This is a genomic window from Pedobacter roseus (assembly GCF_014395225.1).
Taxonomy (GTDB): domain Bacteria; phylum Bacteroidota; class Bacteroidia; order Sphingobacteriales; family Sphingobacteriaceae; genus Pedobacter; species Pedobacter roseus.
In genome coordinates, this window is sequence record NZ_CP060723.1 from 5,236,832 (window position 1) to 5,253,934 (window position 17,103).

Below are 17,103 nucleotides of genomic sequence, written 5' to 3' on the forward strand. Positions count from 1 at the left end.
GTATTGTAAAAAAAACTCGGTATTTACTAATTTTAACTATTTTTATCGCAATTAACAACACAAACTGCATGTTAAGTGAAGAAGTAAAAACGGCTTACGATAATTTTTATACCGATAGCGATGTAGCCTGGCGGATGCTCGGTGCTAAATACAAAGCCCAGAATATTGTTGATGTTTGTAAAGGACTAAAGCCTAAAAAAGTGCTTGAGGTTGGTGCGGGTGATGGCAGCATTTTACATTTTTTAAATGAATGGCATTTCGCACCAGAACTATATGCTTTGGAAATTGCAGAAAGTGGTGTCGATATTATTAAAGACCGTAATCTTTCGGGCTTAAAAGAGGCACAGACTTTTGATGGTTATAAAATTCCTTATGGAGATGATACTTTCGACCTGATTATTCTTGCACACGTTTTAGAACATGTAGAACACGAACGGATCCTGATCAGGGAATTGAAGCGCGTTGCTAAATATATTGTGGTAGAAGTGCCCAAGGATTACCGTTTCGGTGTAGATGAAAGGATGAAACACTTTTTGGATTACGGACACATCAACATGTATACGCCAACATCTTTAAGGTTTTTGCTGCAGAGTGAAGGGCTGGAAATATTAGAAGATAAAGTTTCGATGACTGCTCCAGAAACGGTAAAGTTTAATGAATTTATCAATAGGAAGGCGCCAAAAACATTTTCTAAAAACTTAAAAATTGAACTGGAATACCGCATCAAGAAAACCTTGGGTAATTTATTCGGAAGGAAAAAACAAGAACAGTTTGCCAATGCATACACCGTACTAACCAAAAAATCAGATCATAACCTGCAGATATTTTAGGTAATAAAGGATATACTAGAGTTGCCGTCATTTCGGGCGAAGTGAAACGGAGCTGAGAATTCTACTATTGATAGGTAATTGAAATAAAACAAAAATGCAAAACCTTGCACCCATAGCACTTTTCGTATATAACCGTCCGCAGCATACCGAGCGAACGTTAAAGTTTTTGCAACAGAACGAGCTGGCTGCCGATAGCCATTTGTACATCTTTTCTGATGGTGCAAAAACCATTCGTGATGAAGAAAATGTAGCTTCGGTAAGGAAAATTATCAATAAAACCAAAGGTTTTAAATCCGTTAAAGTAATCGAGAGAGAGGATAACGCAGGCTTAGCCAATTCGGTAATTGCGGGTGTAAGCCAGCTAATAGAAGAATACGATCAGGTAATTGTTTTTGAAGATGACCTGGTTACCTCGCCACACACTTTGCATTATTTCAACGAGGCATTAAACCGCTATAGTGAAGAAGAAAAAGTGATGCACATTGGTGCATATATGTATCCTTTAAAAGCCGAAGAACTGGCTCCGTCGTTTTTTTACCGGGCAGCCACCAGTTGGGGATGGGCTACCTGGGGAAGAGCCTGGAAAAATTTTGAACCCAATATCGATGTCCTTTTAAAACAGTTTGATAAAAAGAAAAAAGCCGCTTTTTCCATTGATAATAAAATGAATTTCTGGAAGCAGATGTTAGAGTTTAAAAAAGGGAAAAACAACAGCTGGGCCATCAGGTGGTATGCATCTATCTTTTTAAAAGGTGGTTTAACACTCAATCCATCACAGTCGCTGGTAAATAATATAGGGCATGATGGTACGGGGGTACACTCCGGAATAAACGATATCTATAACGTCATTATCAATCCCAAACCTATTGTCGAATTCCCGACCATAATTGCAGAAGACCCCGTTGCCTATAAAGCCATCAAATCCTTTTTAACCAAACGAAAAGGGAATATGGTGACCCGTGTAAGGCGTTTTGTAAAAGAAAAACTAACACAGTATTTCTCCAGGAAATAGTTTGATAAACAGCTTGTTCTGTTGGCTTTTGTTAATCAATCGAAAAAATGACAAACCTTTTTTTGATTGAACGTGTTGCTTTTATACATCGAAACTATAAAAAATAACAACATGAAAACGACAACAGCAACAGCAGAGGTATTGAATGACCTGATCCAAATCAATAACGACCGTATTGAAGGTTATGAAAAAGCCCGTCAGGAATTAAAAGATGGTGATGCAGATCTGAAAACGCTATTTTTAAATATGATTGCTGAAAGCCAGAAATATAAAATGGCTTTAGCTACAGAAGTAAGCGCACTAGGCGAAGATATTGAGACAGGAACCACCAACTCAGGTAAAATTTACAGAGCTTGGATGGATGTAAAAGCTATCTTCACCGGCCACGACCGCAAAACAGTATTAAATAACTGCGAATTTGGTGAGGATGCAGCCCAAAATGGTTATAAAATGGCTTTAGAGGAAGAAGAAATCCCTGCAAACATCAGAGAACTGATTTCTGATCAAAAAGCATCACTAAGAACATCACACGACGAAATTAAAAGATTACGTGATGCCCAGGCATAAATGAGCGAAATATAAAAACGGAAAAACCTCCTTGACTTAATCGGAGGAGGTTTTTTTTATTACTGTCGTCATTCCCGCCTGCGCGGAAATCTTAAAGCTTATTGCATTACGATTCCCGACGGAAAAACTCAATCAAGAACTACGATTCCAGTTCCCTGTCCAAATGTTCGGTAACACGCTGAATGGTATTATCAATCGTATTGCTTAAAATGGTTAAATAGGAGCCTTTCTGAGCGGTTTCAATCGCTATTTTTAAGCATTCGGTACTTTTGTTATTAATAATGATCTCTTTATTTGGATCAACTTCTTTAATGCCTTTCACCAGCAAATCAATCAGTTCCTGTTGTTGTCTTCCACGTAAATATTTCTCCTGACAAACATAAATTTTATCAAACATCTGAGCAGAAATGCGGGCCGTTTCAATAATGTCCTCGTCTCTTCTATCACCAGTTGCCGAAATAATTCCCACATGTTCAGTAGTCTCTACACCTTGTAAGAAACCTTTTACGCCGTTAAATCCATCAGGATTGTGTGCAAAATCTACCAGAACTTTAAAGTCTTTAAACCTGAAAATGTTCATCCTTCCAGGTGTATGTGCTGCTGAAGGAATAAAGGTTTCTAATGATAAACGGATATCTTCAGGTTTATAACCCCATAAATAAGCTGCTAAAGTAGCGGCCAGCACATTTTGGATCATGAAGTTTACCGAACCCCCAAACGTTAAAGGAATATGTGTGGCTTTATCAACCCTTAATTTCCAGTCACCTGTTTTAATAGTGATAAATCCGTTTTCATAAATCGCGGCAATACCGCCCTTTCTGCAATGCTCTTTAATTACCGGATTATTTTCATCCATACTAAAATAAGCAACATTACATCTGGCATCTTTACCAATGCGTACGCAATAACCGTTATCGGCATTTAACACCGCCCAGCCTTTACGGCGTACAGCACCAATTACAACCGCTTTAACACGGGTTAAGTCATCAAGATTATGAATGTCAGAAAGGCCGAGGTGATCTTCCTGAATATTAGTTACTACACCGATATCGCAGGCATTAAAGCCCAAGCCAGCCCTTAAAATTCCCCCGCGGGCAGTTTCTAAAACAGCAAACTCAACGGTCGGGTCTTTTAAAATAAATTCTGCACTTACCGGGCCGGTGGTATCACCTTTCATCAACATGGTATTGTGTACATAAACCCCATCGCTGGTAGTAAAACCTACACGTTTACCGTTGCTTCGGATAATATGCGCTATCAAACGGGTAGTAGTAGTTTTCCCATTCGTTCCGGTTACGGCAATAATCGGAATCTGTGATAGTTTCCCCTGTGGATAAAGCATATCGATTACAGGGGCTGCAACGTTGCGTGGCAAACCTTCGCTCGGTGCAAGGTGCATCCTGAAACCAGGAGCAGCATTAACTTCCAATACCACCCCACCGTTTTCGGTTAAAGGTTGCGTAAGATTCTGCGCCATAATATCAATACCGCAGATATCCAAGCCTATAACCCTCGAAATCCTTTCACAAATGAAAATATTCTGTGGGTGTACAATATCGGTAACATCAATCGAGGTACCTCCGGTACTTAAATTAGCCGTCGATTTTAAATAAACGATCTCCCCCTTTTCAGGAACGGTTTCTAAAGTATATTCTTTTTTGGCTAATAAATCCAGCGTATCACGGTCGACAGCAATTTCTGTTAGCACATTCTCATGGCCATAACCACGACGTGGATCTTCATTTTCCTTATCAATTAATTCCTGGATGGTGTGGATACCATTTCCTCTTACATGGGCCGGATCACGTTGTGCCGCTGCAACCACTTTATGATCAATTACCAGTACACGGAAATCGTAGCCCGTAATAAATTTTTCAATAATTACCTTTCTCGAATAGGTTTTGGCATATTCAAAAGCCGCCACCGCATCTTCCAATGTTTTTACATTAATGGTTGCGCCTTTGCCGTGGTTTCCATCCAAAGGTTTAAAAACCAATGGAAATCCAACTTTCTTAACAGATGCTTCAAGGTCATCCGGATTGGAAATGGTTACGCCTGAGGCAACCGGAATAGCGGCTTCAGTAAGTAAACGCTTGGTTTCTTCTTTATTACTGGCAATATCAACCGCAATGCTGCTGGTTTTTTCGGTCATGGTAGCCCTAAAACGCACCTGGTTTTTGCCATAACCCAATTGTACCAGCGAACTTTTGTTCAGCCTGATCCATGGAATGCTTCTTTTTACCGCTTCTTCTACAATCGAACCTGTACTTGGGCCTAAAGCCTCCAGCTCACGTATTTCCTTCATTCTGCGGATATCGTGTTCTAAATCGTACTCTTCATTGTTGATCAAAGCCTCGGCAATTCTCACCGCTGCTTCGGCCGAATAAACACCTACCTTCTCCTCCAGGTAACTGAAAACTACATTGTAAATGCCTTCAGTTTTCGTCATGCGTGTTCTGCCAAAGCCAGTTTCCATACCAGCGAGTGTCTGAATTTCTAAAGCAATGTGCTCAATTACATGACCCATCCAGGTTCCTTCTTTTACTCTGGTAAAAAAGCCTCCTTCAACACCCTTTGAGCAACGGTGGGTAAACATGCTTGGCAACAGTTTCTCTATCCGTTCGCTGAAACCCTCTATCACATTGGTTGGTTTTTGTTCTAAATCTTCTAAATCCAACCGCATCTGGATCAATTTTTTCCGGCTAATCGACCATATATTTGGCCCTCTTAATACTTGTATGTTTAATATCTTCATGTAATGTTTTGTTCGTTTTTTAATTTAACAAGGGTTTGGGACAGCCTTTTTAACTCAATTTTGAGAATGAAATTGATGACTGTAAAATATGCATTTATTTTGAAATTAGACGTCCCATTTACGTAAATCAATTTTAGCACGTATTTGTTTTATTTTCAAGCACTATTACGTTAATTTTAGGTTAGATTATTTTAACGTTTGTTAATAAATTGAATATTATTGACAAAAAAAGTCGTGTTTTTTATCTTAAGCCTATATATTTGGGTTTTTTGATACAATTATATATACAAAGAATGGTTCCGAAAGGTAAACTCATCATCATTGGTGGCGCAATAAACACCGGTAGCTTCGCAGAAACGCAATTTGGACTACCTGAAAACATGAACTTTTTTGAGCGTGGGATTTTAAAAAGGATTACTACAGAATCAATTAACGATACCCAGTCACGTTTCGAGATCATCACTACAGCATCATTAATGCCTGAAAAAGTTGGTGAAGAATATATCAAGGCTTATGCACAATTGGATGTACATAATGTTGGGGTGTTAAATATTACCAACCGTGAGGAAGCAAATTCTGACGAAAATTATGAGCGTATCAAAGCAGCCGAAGTAATTATTTTTACCGGTGGTGATCAACTTCGCCTTTCATCCATTTTTGGCGGTACAAAAATCCACCAGATCCTGTTAGAAAAATATAGAAATGAACCTGTGGTAATTGCAGGTACATCTGCCGGAGCGGCTGCAAGTTCTAAAAATATGATTTACCAAGGCAGTAGTAAAGATGCCTTACTTAAAGGTGAAGTTAAAATTACCGGTGGATTAGGTTTTATCGATGATGTTATTGTAGATACCCACTTTGTACAACGCGGCAGGATTGGCCGTTTGTTATATGCGGCAGCAAGTAATCCAGGGATTTTAGGCATTGGTTTGGGTGAAGATACCGGCCTTTTCATATCAGACGGACATACCATGGAAGCCATTGGCTCGGGCATGGTTATTTTAGTGGATGGCCGCAATATGGCCGATACCAATTTAACAGATGTAGAAATGGGACAGCCTGTTTCGATAAAAAACATGGTGGTACACGTAATGTGCGATGGCGATGTTTATGATTTAAATGATCATAGCCTGGTCATCCATCACCCTAAGGTTATTCCTATAGGGTAAAAGATTTAAGACCTGGGGTTTAAGGTCTAAAATCTCATATCTCAATACTCAAATCTAACAAATGAAACTAATTATACACGGGGGCTTCTTTAGTGAGTCATCTACCAATCAGGAAACAAAAAAAGCCAAACAGGATGCTTTGGCGTCGATTGTTAAGCTTGGACACGAATACCTGAAAACGCATACGGCTTTAGAGACTGTTGTTTATACCGTCGGCCTGTTAGAAGATAACGAATTGTTTAACGCGGGTATCGGTTCGCAGATCCAAAGTGATGGAAAAGTGCGGTTAAGTGCTGCTTTAATGGATGGCAAAACCGAAAAATTTAGTGGCGTAATCAATGTAGAGGATGTGAAAAACCCGATCCAGATAGCGCATAACCTTTTAGCTTATGATGACCGTGTGTTAAGTGGTGATGGTGCACAGCGTTTTGCCCGAGACAATGGCTTTGAATATTTTAATCCCATTACCCCTCAACGCCAAGCTGAATACGAAGCCAAATTAAACCAGAAAAACAATAAAGGAACCGTGGGTTGTGTGGCGCTTGATGCCGATGGAAATTTAGCAGCAGCTACTTCTACAGGGGGAAAGGGATTCGAAATTCCTTGCCGTGTGAGCGATTCTGCAACAGTAGCAGGTAATTACGCCAACCAATATGCAGGCATCTCTTGTACTGGTGTTGGCGAAGATATTGTTAGCGGCGCATTGGCTGCTAAAATTGTAACCCGTGTTACCGATGGTTTTTCTTTAAAAGACGCATCTGATAAATCTTTCGCCGAACTTAAGGCTTTTGATGGCTTTGCGGGTGTTGTAGGCATATCGGCAAGTGGCGAAATATACCATTGTGATTCTCATCCTTACATGGTTTGGGCATCTTTCGATGTTAATTTACAGGTATTTAGCTAATATTAGAATTAAAGTATTATTTTTGTTGCATGACCAAAATTGTACTGGCTTTGATAAGCCTTTTTGCATCGTTACAACTTCAGGCTCAAAACATAGACAAAACAGAAATCCAGGAACCCAATGGAGGTAGCGCTATCAATATAGCGGTATCTAAATTTGATCTGGAAGACGGGAATTCTTTTTTTGAAGAAGCAGAAGATTTAGAGCGAAAAGGCGATTATAACGAGGCCCTAACATTATTTGGAAAAGCAGCTTTCGAATATAATTCGGTAAAAAACTTCAACAGATACGGGCAGGCAGTTATAAAAATGAGCAGCATGCATTATCAGTTGGGCCGTTTTACCGATGCAGAACAGATCCTTCTAAATGTTGCTTTAAAAAACTATTCTAAAACCGGCAATCGCGCGGGGATCATGAATACCTACAGCCTTTTGGGCAAAGTCTACCTCGCTAATACCAAATACACACAATCGATGTGGTTTTACACCCAGCAGGGGATATTGGCAAAACAGCTAAAAAGTAATAATGCCTATATCGAATCTATTTTGGGAATTGCTCAGGTGAAAATCAAAAAGAAAGATTTTATACTTGCCCTAAGAGATTTAAAATCTGCGGAGTGGTTAGCCAATTCAATTAAAACTACCCAGTACAAAGCACAGATTAAGGATGCCAGGGAAGTAATTGCCAGCAAAACCGCTACTAAAAAAGGATAATTCAGCTAAAAGGCATATTCTTCTGATATTTTCTCGTCAACAGCATAAGATGTTGCTTTAAAAGCGCTTATAAGTCTTTATTTGGTCAAATTTTAAATGTTGATTAAAACAAAAAATATCTCTTAACGTTGTGCTATAAGAAATTGTTAAATAAAAAGCTTTTAGTTAGATTTGATAAAGTTTTAACAAGAGACGGTAATAATGCTGTCTCTTTTTTGTTTTTTTGCTAAAATGGTATCATATTGGCTATATAGAATTGGAAATGGATTTTAAATCATTTAAAGAGATGTTAAAGAGAATATTTTTTGTAATTTTTACCGGAGCAGTACTTGCCTGTCATGCTGCGCCCAAAACTCAGCCGATAGTTGAGGGAATTACCAATATAAAGCCGGATCAGCAGCAACAGCTTGTGATTAAGGAGGTTGTGAATCTGATCGAGAGTTATAATTATAAGAAAATCCAGATTAACGATTCTATATCTTCCATTATTTTAGATAAATACATCAAATCATTAGATCAGGGTAAAAATTATTTCCTTGCATCTGATATTAAAGAATTTGAAAAATACAGATATACTTTAGACGACGATTTTAAAAATGGCGATTTAAGTGGTCCATTCTTCATCTATAATGTTTACGCTAAAAGGCTTAACGAATATTTCACATACTCATTAGCGCAGATTAAAACCAAATTCGATTTTAACCAAACCGATACCTATGTATATGATAGGGAAAAACTGCCTTGGCCGGTTTCTACAACTGCCTTAAACGATACCTGGAAAAAACGTGTTAAGTACGAGCTGATCAATTTGAATTTAGCCGGAACCGCTGAAAACAAAAATGTAGAAACATTAACCAAACGTTATCAGAATTTACAGTCGCAAACATCTAAAATGAATAATCAGGATGTTTTCCAGATCTTAATGGATGCATTTACAGAATCTATTGATCCACATACCAATTATTTCAACCCAAGCAATGCCGCTGCTTTTAACGAAGATATGTCGCGCTCTTTTGAAGGTATTGGTGCCCGTTTACAGTTGGAGAATGAGGTGGTTAAAATTTCAGAAATCATTGCCGGCGGACCTGCTTTTAAAGGTAAACAATTAAGTGCCGGTGATCGTATTATTGCTGTAGCACAAGGTGACGGTGAGTTTGTTGATGTGGTGGGATGGAGATTAGATAACACCGTATCGAAAATTAAAGGTCCGAAAGGCACTAAAGTGCGTTTAAAAGTGATTCCGGCTGGAAAAGAAATGTCGTCGAAACCGGTAATCATCGAATTGGTTCGTGATAAAATTGTATTGGAAGAAACTTCTGCCAAGAAAAAAGTAAAAACCATCAACAGCAATGGTAAAGACATTAAAATAGGTATCATCACTTTGCCAGCCTTTTATGCTGATTTTAAAGCAGCCAATGCCGGAGATAAAAATTATAAAAGTACCACCCGTGATGTAAGAAAACTGATCGATTCGTTAAAAACTTACGATAAAGTAAATGCCATTGTGATGGATTTACGTGGAAACGGTGGTGGTTCTTTAGTTGAAGCTATTTCACTAACAGGCTTATTTATTGATAAGGGCCCTGTGGTGCAGGTAAAAGATTTACGTGGCAAAATTGAAGTTGACGAAGACGAAAATAGTGGTGTAGCATGGGATGGTCCTTTTGGTGTAATGGTAGACCGTTTAAGTGCATCAGCCTCTGAAATTTTTGCCGGAGCCATTCAGGATTATGGCCGGGGTATTATTATGGGTAGCCAAACCTATGGCAAAGGAACGGTTCAGTCTTCTATCGATTTAAACAAATTGGTAAACCCAAGCATGTTGCAAAGGGTTGCTGGTTTAATTTCTAAAGATAAAACTGTTGGAACATCACCAAGCAGCGCCAGCGCGGCTGATATTAACTTAGGTCAGATCAATTTAACGATGGCTAAATTTTACCGTGTAGCAGGCAGCAGTACACAACATAAAGGGGTAACACCTGATGTTGTTTTCCCTTCTTTATACCCAATGGATAAAATTGGTGAAGATACTGAGCCATCTGCTTTACCATGGGACGTGATTCCAAGCTCTAACTTTAAGGCTGTTGCCAATTTAACTGCTGTTAAAGCCCAGTTGACAAAAAATAGCGAACAACGTATCGCTAACTCTTTAGATTTCAAATACCTTAAACAGGATATCGCAGATCTTAAAAAACGTGATAATGAAGTTTCTGTAACCTTAAACGAAGCTAAACTTAAAGCAGAGCGCGAGGCTCAGGAAGTTAAAACCCTGGCCAGACAAAATGAATTACGTGCTTTAAGAGGATTGCCTGCCATTAAAAAGGGAGATAAAGTAACCAAGCAAGATGCTTTCGATTTTATTGAAGATGAATCGTTAAGAGTAATGGGCGATTTTATGCAGCAATCAGGCAGTTATGTAATGAACCTGGGTTTGATGCCAAAGAATAATTAATACAGAAATATATTAAAATTAAAAGGCCCCTTTAGCTAAAACTAAAGAGGCCTTTTTTGTTGGTATCAGCGTTGTCAACTTTAAAAAAGAATTCGCTCGATAGTTAAATGCACTAAAATGTAGTTTGTCAGATTTAGTTATTCTTTTAACCTTTTTTCGCTGATGGCTCGGTTTGTTTATTTAACTGCATGGCCATCATCTCTTTCATGGTCTTATTCATCCCATCTGCACTACCATCAAGGAAAATCACATTACCATCTCCATTTTCCGCAAAGTGCTTGATTGATTCGGTCCACATGGTAAATAAGATTACAGAAATATCCAGATTGGCCTGTTCCATTTCCTGAGCGGCTTTGCTCATTCCATGTGCAACCTCTGCACGGAATAAGGCAATACCTTGTCCACGTAATTGAGCAGCTTCACGCTCTGCTGTAGCAGCAATCTTAATCGCATTACCATCCGCTTCTGCAGCTTTGGTTTTCGTAATTAATAAAGCCTGACCTTCGTTCTCTGCCGCTGCCTTTAAATTGTTAGAGGCCACTACACGGCTCATTGAGCGCATAATTTCTTCATCAAAAGTAATATCGTTCAACTGAAGATCCTGAAGGTGGTAACCCCAGCCGTCTAAAACCTGATCAATCTGTTCTTTAACATGAAGTACAATTTCGTTACGCTGAGCCAGTACATTTGCCTGTTTTTGTGTGGCTACATAAGCACGGATCGAACCTTCGATGGTCCTGATTAACGCTTGCATCAGGTTGGTGGCATCTACGAATTTAAAAGCTACATTTTTAATGGTCTCTTCATCCTGATTTACCACAGAATATAAAAGCATGGCTTTAAAATATACATTCGCCTGATCTTGCGTAACTGCCTGGAACGAAAGTTCAACCGAACGGTTCTGGATGGAGATCCGGGAATAAATCTGCTCTATTAATGGGATTTTAAAATTTAAACCTGGTCTTAACTGACGGCGGTACTTACCGAAAACGGTTACCACCGCAATGGTTCCCTGTTTAACGGTAACGAACGAGCTGAGTAGGATAATGAATGCTACAATAGCTACAACGTAAATGGTGTATTGCATAATTAGATTTTTTTATGAAGTTATAAAAAAATAAACACAAACAATTAATACTCCATTTTACAGCGCTCAAACAAAAGCCTGAAAATTTTGTCTTATGTTAAAAAATAGAATTATGAACGTAAAACGTACTTTTGGAACAGTATTAACTATATTAGGTATAATCGGCTTAATTTATGCCGGATATGGCTTTGTAAACCACAGTCAAAATACAAGGGGATTGATGGTTTATGGTATCATCGGACTAATATTCTTTGTTTCGGGTATTGGTTTGGTAAAGAATACGAAGGATGAGAGTTAACTAACTCTTTCTTCTAAACTTTTTTGATAAAAGAAAAAGTACAACCGCTGCGCCAATAGCTAAACCAAGATAAATTCCATCTTTAAAGTTTGCAGCATTTGTAGTTTCTAAAAGAACAGCAATCATTTTTGTTTCTTTTTGTGTTTAATGATCTGGTATTGACTAAAAGCGACCAGGCAACCTGCTAGTATGATAATCCCGGCAGATAAAAGGTTTTTGGGGTTTTGCTGAATGTAGTAAGCTGCTGCCAAAACTAAAATAGCCGCTGCGATACCGATAATATAGTGAAGTATTAATCCCGTTTTCATAAGGCAAATATTCTGAATTAATTTGAGATTGATGTCGCAGAAGATTAATCTTTTAAACTGATTTTGTTTTCTTCAAATTTAAGTTGATGACCTATGAAATCAATATCGGTCAGTTCTTTTATACGTTTAAAAGCACCCTGATTATCATCCAGGGTTAACCGGTTGATTTTATCCTGCTTAATGGATATCACATTTGCATATAAAAAATCGCCTTTGGCATTTATTTTTAGCTGAAGCAGAGGAGCAATACCGTTATTGCCTTTTAAGCTAAACATTCCGTAGGTGCAAAAATTACCCAGACTGTAAGCTATGAATTTATTTTTATATACTTCAACGGCCCTTGTTACATGCGGCCCATGGCCTAATACTACATCCGCCCCGGCATCTATCACTGCGTGAGCAAAGGCATATACATTGCCCCTGTTTTCTTTATAAAAGATTTCGTTCTTACGGGTGACATGTTCAAATCTTGCCCCTTCACCTCCGCCATGGAAAGAAACAATTACAATATCGGCCATTGTTTTTAACCGCGCAACCAAAGCTTTTGCACTGTCGATCTTGTTGATGGATACGGTGTTTTCGTTAGGCGCAAAAGCACAGAAAGCATATTTTATGCTGTCTTTCTCAAAAATTTCATAAGGCTTGTTTACCTGCCCCGCATAGTGGATCTCTAGCGAATCTAAAATCCTTGCTGTGTTTTTTCTTCCTTTTGCATCAAAATCGCCAACATGGTTATTGGCAATACTCAATACGTTAAATCCCGCATTTTTGTATATGCCGGCGTAACGTTCAGGCATTCTAAAAGCATAACAGTTATTCGGGTTAATGCCATTACATTTATTCGAATTGCCCGAATTAAGAAAACAGCCTTCCAGGTTTCCAAATACGATATCACCTTTTAATAAACTATCTACGGCTTGAAAGCTGTTAACGGCATCATCTGGTGGAAGATTGGTTTTTGATGGAAAAGCAGAACCAAGCATAATATCACCAACGGCAGTTATCGATATCGTATCCGTTATTTTCCTGACGATTGTATCTTGTTTTACAATGGGCGTATTAACCTGCGCATTATTACTGGTGCAGCTGATTAAGATAATTATGGTAAAAACGGCTAATATTAGGGTGTTGAAAAACTTCATTTGAGATTTCTGCGGGATAAAAAAAATCCTCCGAAATTTCTTTAGGAGGATTCTATATGTTTTTTATTAACTGTTAACTGAAAATCGTCAACAGCTAACTTAACTATTCTACTTCAAATTCTTTTTTAAACGATTCTAAAACACGCCCACCTTTGTAAAAGTAACGGCTGTAATAAGGTTCGTTCAGGTTGCTGATTACTACACCACGCGAGCTGGATGCGTGTGCGAACCTGTTGTCGCCGAGGTAGATGCCAACGTGTGAGATACTTCTGCTTTTAATTTTAAAGAAAACCAGATCGCCTTCTTTTAAATCCTCTTTAGACAGTGGATCTACCATGCTAAAAATATCGCGTGAATTCCTTCTGATGGTAGTGTTGAAAACTTTGTCGTAAATCGCTTTAGTAAAAGCTGAGCAATCAATGCCTCTTTTGCTGTTTCCACCATAACTATATGGGGTTCCGATCCATTCGTATATAAACTTGTAGAGTTTTAAATTCGAGGTCGCATCTACTGCAACACCCATTACCTGCGAAAAATATTGTGAAGCAAGGTTATCAGGGTCATTTAATTCTTTACCAGATTCTTTTGTTTTTGTTTGCGCAAATGCGCTTGAGAGCGTGCAGATAGCGATTAGGGTAGAAAACAAAATTTTTTTAATCATGTTATACAGTTATGTTTGGGTATTCACTTACACATTAACGTACACCACATGGGCTTATTGTTGGTTGTCAAAAGTATTGATTATACAAATGTTATCCAAATGTAATGTTATAAAAAACGAAAGTTATTAACATTTTTGTTTTTTATCCACTGTTTTCAAGTAAAATTTTGCTTTAAAACCATCTTTTTTAAATGTTTTTTTCATTTTGGATATTCCTGTATGTTTTAAGTTTGTGTTATATTTAAATTATGGAAATATGCGCTTATGCAGAATTAAATTTCAGAATAAATTGAATACTTATTATGATAAAGGGCATTGATTTAATTATGTGAAATCAGTATTAAATCTTTAAAAGTGTTTGTGGTTTGTATTTAATTGTAAAACAACTGTTAAATCTGATTTTAGCCCTAATACCATGATGTTTTTACACTTAAAAGTGCCAAAAATTACAATAAAAAAATTAGATTTGCTGTCGCAAAAAACAAATACCCTAAAATGAGTGCAGTAGAAATAAATAAAGATACCTGGTTAAAGTGGTTTGAGTCGATGTTGCTGATGCGCAAATTCGAAGAAAAAACCGGCCAGTTATACGGACAACAAAAAATACGTGGCTTTTGTCATTTATACATTGGACAAGAAGCTGTAGTTGCAGGTGCAATATCTGCGATGCAAAAAGGCGATTCAATGATTACCACTTACCGTGATCACGCCCATGCCTTAGCTTTAGGAGTAAGTGCCGATAGTATTATGGCAGAAATGTACGGTAAAGCTACAGGTTGCTCTAAAGGTAAAGGTGGTTCAATGCACATGTTCAGTAAAGAGCATAACTTCTACGGTGGTCACGCCATTGTTGGCGGTCAGATTCCTCTGGGTGCTGGCGTTGCTTTTGCAGAAAAATATAAAGGTACCGACAACGTTAATATATGTTATATGGGTGATGGTGCAGTACGTCAGGGTGCACTAAACGAAACTTTTAACATGGCCATGTTGTGGAAATTGCCAGTTATTTTTGTTTGCGAAAACAATGGTTATGCAATGGGTACATCAGTACAACGTACTACCAACATGACCGATATTTATAAAATTGGTTTAGGTTTTGATATGCCATGCGCACCGGTTGATGGTATGGATCCTGTTGCAGTTCACAATGCAATGGATGAAGCTATTCAACGTGCACGTAAAGGTGAAGGGCCAACTTTCTTAGAAATGAGAACTTACCGTTACCGTGGTCACTCAATGTCTGATCCGGCAAAATACCGTACCAAAGAAGAGTTAGAAGATTACAAAGCAAAAGATCCTGTTGAGCATGCAAGAGAAACTATTCTTAAAGAAAAGTATGCAGACGAAGCATGGATTGAAGAAGTAGAAGCTAAAGTAAAAGCAACTGTTGATCAGGCAGTGAAATTTGCTGAAGAATCTCCTTGGCCAGAAGCATCTGAGTTATACAAAGATGTATATATGACCGAGAACTACCCTTACGTAATGGACTAATATTAAATAAGATTTCAATTAATTAGATATAATGGCTGATGTAATTAAAATGCCCAAAATGAGCGACACCATGACCGAAGGGGTTTTGGCGAAGTGGCATAAAAAAGTGGGCGATAAAGTGAAAAGCGGCGATGTTTTGGCAGAAGTAGAAACTGACAAAGCAACAATGGATATGGAATCTTATTGGGATGGTACCATTTTATACATAGGTGTAGAAGAAGGATCGGCTGTTCCCGTTGATGCCATCATGGCCGTTATCGGTAAAGAAGGTGAAGATTATAAAGCAGCATTAGAAGCAGAACAGGCTGGAAGTCAGGAGTCGGCAAGTCCGAAGTCTGAAAGTAAAGACGAAGCTCCTAAAGCTGAAGATAAAAAAGAAGAAGCGGCCCCTGCTCAAGGCGGTGGCTTAAGCGAAGAAGAATTAGCTGCTAAAGGTGTTACGGTTATCCGCATGCCTTTATTAAGCGATACCATGACCGAAGGCGTAATTGCCGAATGGCATAAAAAAGTTGGCGATAAAGTTAAGGATGATGATGTTCTTGCTGATGTAGAAACCGATAAGGCTACTATGGAAGTAATGGGTTATGCAACCGGAACTTTATTACACATTGGTGTAGAAAAAGGCCAGGCTGCTAAAGTAAACGGAATTATCGCTATTGTTGGTCCCGAAGGAACCGATGTGAGCGGAATTTTGGCAGGTGGTTCAGCTCCAGCTCCTAAAGCTGAAAGTGCAGAAGCACCAAAAGAAGAAAAACAAGCTGCAACTGCTGATTCAGGTTCATCATCCGCTCCTGTTGCAGAAAGTTCTTCAGATAGCCGCGTTAAAGCATCTCCTTTAGCTAAGAAAATTGCTAAAGATAAAGGGATCGATTTAGCACAGGTTGCAGGTAGTGCAGAAGGTGGTCGTATCATTAAAAAGGATATCGAAAACTTTAAACCATCGGCTGCGCCAGCTAAAGCAGAATCTGCATCAGCTCCGGCTGCTGATAAAGCTGCTGCACCAGCACCGGTTATTCCTACTTTTGTTGGCGAAGTTAAATATACAGAAGCTCCGGTTTCGCAAATGCGTAAAGTAATTGCTAAACGTTTGGCCGAAAGTTTATTTACTGCTCCACATTTCTACTTAACCATCAGTATTGATATGGACAATGCAATGGCTGCCCGTACGGCAATTAATGCTGTTGCTCCGGTTAAAGTTTCTTTCAACGATATCGTAATCAAAGCGGTTGCTGTTGCATTGAAAAAACACCCGGCAGTTAACTCATCATGGGGTGGCGATAAAATCAGATTTAACGAACATACCAACATTGGTGTAGCCATGGCTGTTGAAGACGGTTTATTGGTGCCAGTAGTACGTTTTGCTGATGGTAAATCATTATCGCACATTTCGGCTGAAGTAAAAGATTTCGGTGGAAAAGCAAAAGCTAAGAAATTACAGCCTGCAGATTGGGAAGGTTCTACTTTCACCGTATCTAACTTAGGTATGTTTGGTATTGATGAGTTTACTTCAATTATCAACTCTCCTGATGGTGCAATTTTATCAGTAGGTGCTATTCAACAAGTTCCTGTTGTTAAAAATGGTGCTGTTGTTCCTGGTAATGTAATGAAATTGACTTTAGGTTGCGATCACCGTGTGGTTGATGGCGCAACTGGGGCACAATTCTTACAAACATTAAAAGGTTTATTAGAAGAGCCAATCAGGTTATTAGCATAA

General features: G+C 38.5%; 16 protein-coding genes. 10 read left to right on the forward strand and 6 right to left on the reverse strand.

Annotated features, from left to right (window positions below):
* Positions 1-68 precede the first annotated feature (68 nt).
* From H9L23_RS21585 to H9L23_RS21595, 3 genes are all read left to right on the forward strand, one after another.
* Positions 69-830, forward strand: a complete 762-nt coding sequence (locus H9L23_RS21585) for a class I SAM-dependent methyltransferase (RefSeq protein ID WP_187592263.1) — start codon at positions 69-71, stop codon at positions 828-830.
* A 94-nt stretch (positions 831-924) separates the two neighbouring features.
* The gene (locus H9L23_RS21590; RefSeq protein WP_187592264.1) at positions 925-1,842 is read left to right on the forward strand and encodes a glycosyltransferase; all 918 of its coding nucleotides are present in this window, start codon (positions 925-927) and stop codon (positions 1,840-1,842) included.
* A 111-nt stretch (positions 1,843-1,953) separates the two neighbouring features.
* Positions 1,954-2,409: a ferritin-like domain-containing protein gene (locus H9L23_RS21595; RefSeq protein WP_025141493.1), complete on the forward strand. Its 456-nt coding sequence runs from the start codon at positions 1,954-1,956 to the stop codon at positions 2,407-2,409.
* Between the two features lie 139 nt (positions 2,410-2,548).
* Here the strand turns inward: H9L23_RS21595 and cphA are convergent, their stop codons facing one another.
* Positions 2,549-5,164 carry a cyanophycin synthetase gene (gene cphA, locus H9L23_RS21600; protein WP_187592265.1) on the reverse strand — a complete coding sequence of 872 codons (2,616 nt, stop codon included), beginning with the start codon at positions 5,162-5,164 and terminating at the stop codon, positions 2,549-2,551.
* Positions 5,165-5,457: 293 nt separating this feature from the next.
* On the opposite strand from cphA, the gene H9L23_RS21605 reads away from it, so the two are divergent.
* From H9L23_RS21605 to H9L23_RS21620, 4 genes are all read left to right on the forward strand, one after another.
* Positions 5,458-6,333 carry a cyanophycinase gene (locus H9L23_RS21605; protein ID WP_187592266.1) on the forward strand — a complete coding sequence of 292 codons (876 nt, stop codon included), beginning with the start codon at positions 5,458-5,460 and terminating at the stop codon, positions 6,331-6,333.
* Between the two features lie 61 nt (positions 6,334-6,394).
* Positions 6,395-7,237 carry an isoaspartyl peptidase/L-asparaginase gene (locus H9L23_RS21610; RefSeq protein ID WP_187592267.1) on the forward strand — a complete coding sequence of 281 codons (843 nt, stop codon included), beginning with the start codon at positions 6,395-6,397 and terminating at the stop codon, positions 7,235-7,237.
* 29 nt (positions 7,238-7,266) lie between these two features.
* Complete coding sequence (locus H9L23_RS21615; RefSeq protein ID WP_187592268.1) at positions 7,267-7,950, forward strand: hypothetical protein; 684 nt, start codon at positions 7,267-7,269, stop codon at positions 7,948-7,950.
* A 286-nt stretch (positions 7,951-8,236) separates the two neighbouring features.
* A complete protein-coding gene (locus H9L23_RS21620; protein ID WP_246474756.1) occupies positions 8,237-10,402 on the forward strand; it encodes a carboxy terminal-processing peptidase in 2,166 nt (721 codons plus the stop codon).
* 145 nt (positions 10,403-10,547) lie between these two features.
* Here H9L23_RS21620 and H9L23_RS21625 read toward each other — a convergent pair whose 3' ends face one another.
* Complete coding sequence (locus H9L23_RS21625) at positions 10,548-11,489, reverse strand: SPFH domain-containing protein (protein WP_187592270.1); 942 nt, start codon at positions 11,487-11,489, stop codon at positions 10,548-10,550.
* Positions 11,490-11,601: 112 nt separating this feature from the next.
* On the opposite strand from H9L23_RS21625, the gene H9L23_RS21630 reads away from it, so the two are divergent.
* Positions 11,602-11,787: a hypothetical protein gene (locus tag H9L23_RS21630; RefSeq protein WP_025141500.1), complete on the forward strand. Its 186-nt coding sequence runs from the start codon at positions 11,602-11,604 to the stop codon at positions 11,785-11,787.
* On the opposite strand, the gene H9L23_RS26935 is transcribed toward H9L23_RS21630, so the two are convergent.
* From H9L23_RS26935 to H9L23_RS21645, 4 genes are all read right to left on the reverse strand, one after another.
* Entirely contained in the window at positions 11,788-11,913 is a 126-nt protein-coding gene (locus tag H9L23_RS26935) for a hypothetical protein (protein ID WP_262892375.1), read from the reverse strand.
* Positions 11,910-12,095: a hypothetical protein gene (locus tag H9L23_RS21635; RefSeq protein ID WP_025141506.1), complete on the reverse strand. Its 186-nt coding sequence runs from the start codon at positions 12,093-12,095 to the stop codon at positions 11,910-11,912. Before H9L23_RS21635 ends, H9L23_RS26935 begins: the two co-directional genes overlap by 4 nt.
* A gap of 44 nt (positions 12,096-12,139) precedes the next feature.
* Positions 12,140-13,237, reverse strand: a complete 1,098-nt coding sequence (locus H9L23_RS21640; protein ID WP_187592271.1) for a CapA family protein — start codon at positions 13,235-13,237, stop codon at positions 12,140-12,142.
* Between the two features lie 103 nt (positions 13,238-13,340).
* Positions 13,341-13,898: a C40 family peptidase gene (locus H9L23_RS21645; protein ID WP_187592272.1), complete on the reverse strand. Its 558-nt coding sequence runs from the start codon at positions 13,896-13,898 to the stop codon at positions 13,341-13,343.
* A 495-nt stretch (positions 13,899-14,393) separates the two neighbouring features.
* On the opposite strand from H9L23_RS21645, the gene pdhA reads away from it, so the two are divergent.
* Positions 14,394-15,389 (forward strand): pyruvate dehydrogenase (acetyl-transferring) E1 component subunit alpha, encoded by a 996-nt coding sequence (gene pdhA / locus H9L23_RS21650; RefSeq protein ID WP_187592273.1) that lies wholly within the window; start codon positions 14,394-14,396, stop codon positions 15,387-15,389.
* A gap of 31 nt (positions 15,390-15,420) precedes the next feature.
* Positions 15,421-17,103: a pyruvate dehydrogenase complex dihydrolipoamide acetyltransferase gene (locus tag H9L23_RS21655; RefSeq protein WP_187592274.1), complete on the forward strand. Its 1,683-nt coding sequence runs from the start codon at positions 15,421-15,423 to the stop codon at positions 17,101-17,103.

Coding starts and splice junctions, on each gene's coding strand:
- H9L23_RS21585 (WP_187592263.1), top strand. CDS start 69: ATGTTAAGTGAAGAAGTAAAAACGGCTTACGATAATTTTTATACCGAT.
- H9L23_RS21590 (WP_187592264.1), top strand. CDS start 925: ATGCAAAACCTTGCACCCATAGCACTTTTCGTATATAACCGTCCGCAG.
- H9L23_RS21595 (WP_025141493.1), top strand. CDS start 1,954: ATGAAAACGACAACAGCAACAGCAGAGGTATTGAATGACCTGATCCAA.
- cphA (WP_187592265.1), bottom strand. CDS start 5,164: ATGAAGATATTAAACATACAAGTATTAAGAGGGCCAAATATATGGTCG.
- H9L23_RS21605 (WP_187592266.1), top strand. CDS start 5,458: ATGGTTCCGAAAGGTAAACTCATCATCATTGGTGGCGCAATAAACACC.
- H9L23_RS21610 (WP_187592267.1), top strand. CDS start 6,395: ATGAAACTAATTATACACGGGGGCTTCTTTAGTGAGTCATCTACCAAT.
- H9L23_RS21615 (WP_187592268.1), top strand. CDS start 7,267: ATGACCAAAATTGTACTGGCTTTGATAAGCCTTTTTGCATCGTTACAA.
- H9L23_RS21620 (WP_246474756.1), top strand. CDS start 8,237: ATGTTAAAGAGAATATTTTTTGTAATTTTTACCGGAGCAGTACTTGCC.
- H9L23_RS21625 (WP_187592270.1), bottom strand. CDS start 11,489: ATGCAATACACCATTTACGTTGTAGCTATTGTAGCATTCATTATCCTA.
- H9L23_RS21630 (WP_025141500.1), top strand. CDS start 11,602: ATGAACGTAAAACGTACTTTTGGAACAGTATTAACTATATTAGGTATA.
- H9L23_RS26935 (WP_262892375.1), bottom strand. CDS start 11,913: ATGATTGCTGTTCTTTTAGAAACTACAAATGCTGCAAACTTTAAAGAT.
- H9L23_RS21635 (WP_025141506.1), bottom strand. CDS start 12,095: ATGAAAACGGGATTAATACTTCACTATATTATCGGTATCGCAGCGGCT.
- H9L23_RS21640 (WP_187592271.1), bottom strand. CDS start 13,237: ATGAAGTTTTTCAACACCCTAATATTAGCCGTTTTTACCATAATTATC.
- H9L23_RS21645 (WP_187592272.1), bottom strand. CDS start 13,898: ATGATTAAAAAAATTTTGTTTTCTACCCTAATCGCTATCTGCACGCTC.
- pdhA (WP_187592273.1), top strand. CDS start 14,394: ATGAGTGCAGTAGAAATAAATAAAGATACCTGGTTAAAGTGGTTTGAG.
- H9L23_RS21655 (WP_187592274.1), top strand. CDS start 15,421: ATGGCTGATGTAATTAAAATGCCCAAAATGAGCGACACCATGACCGAA.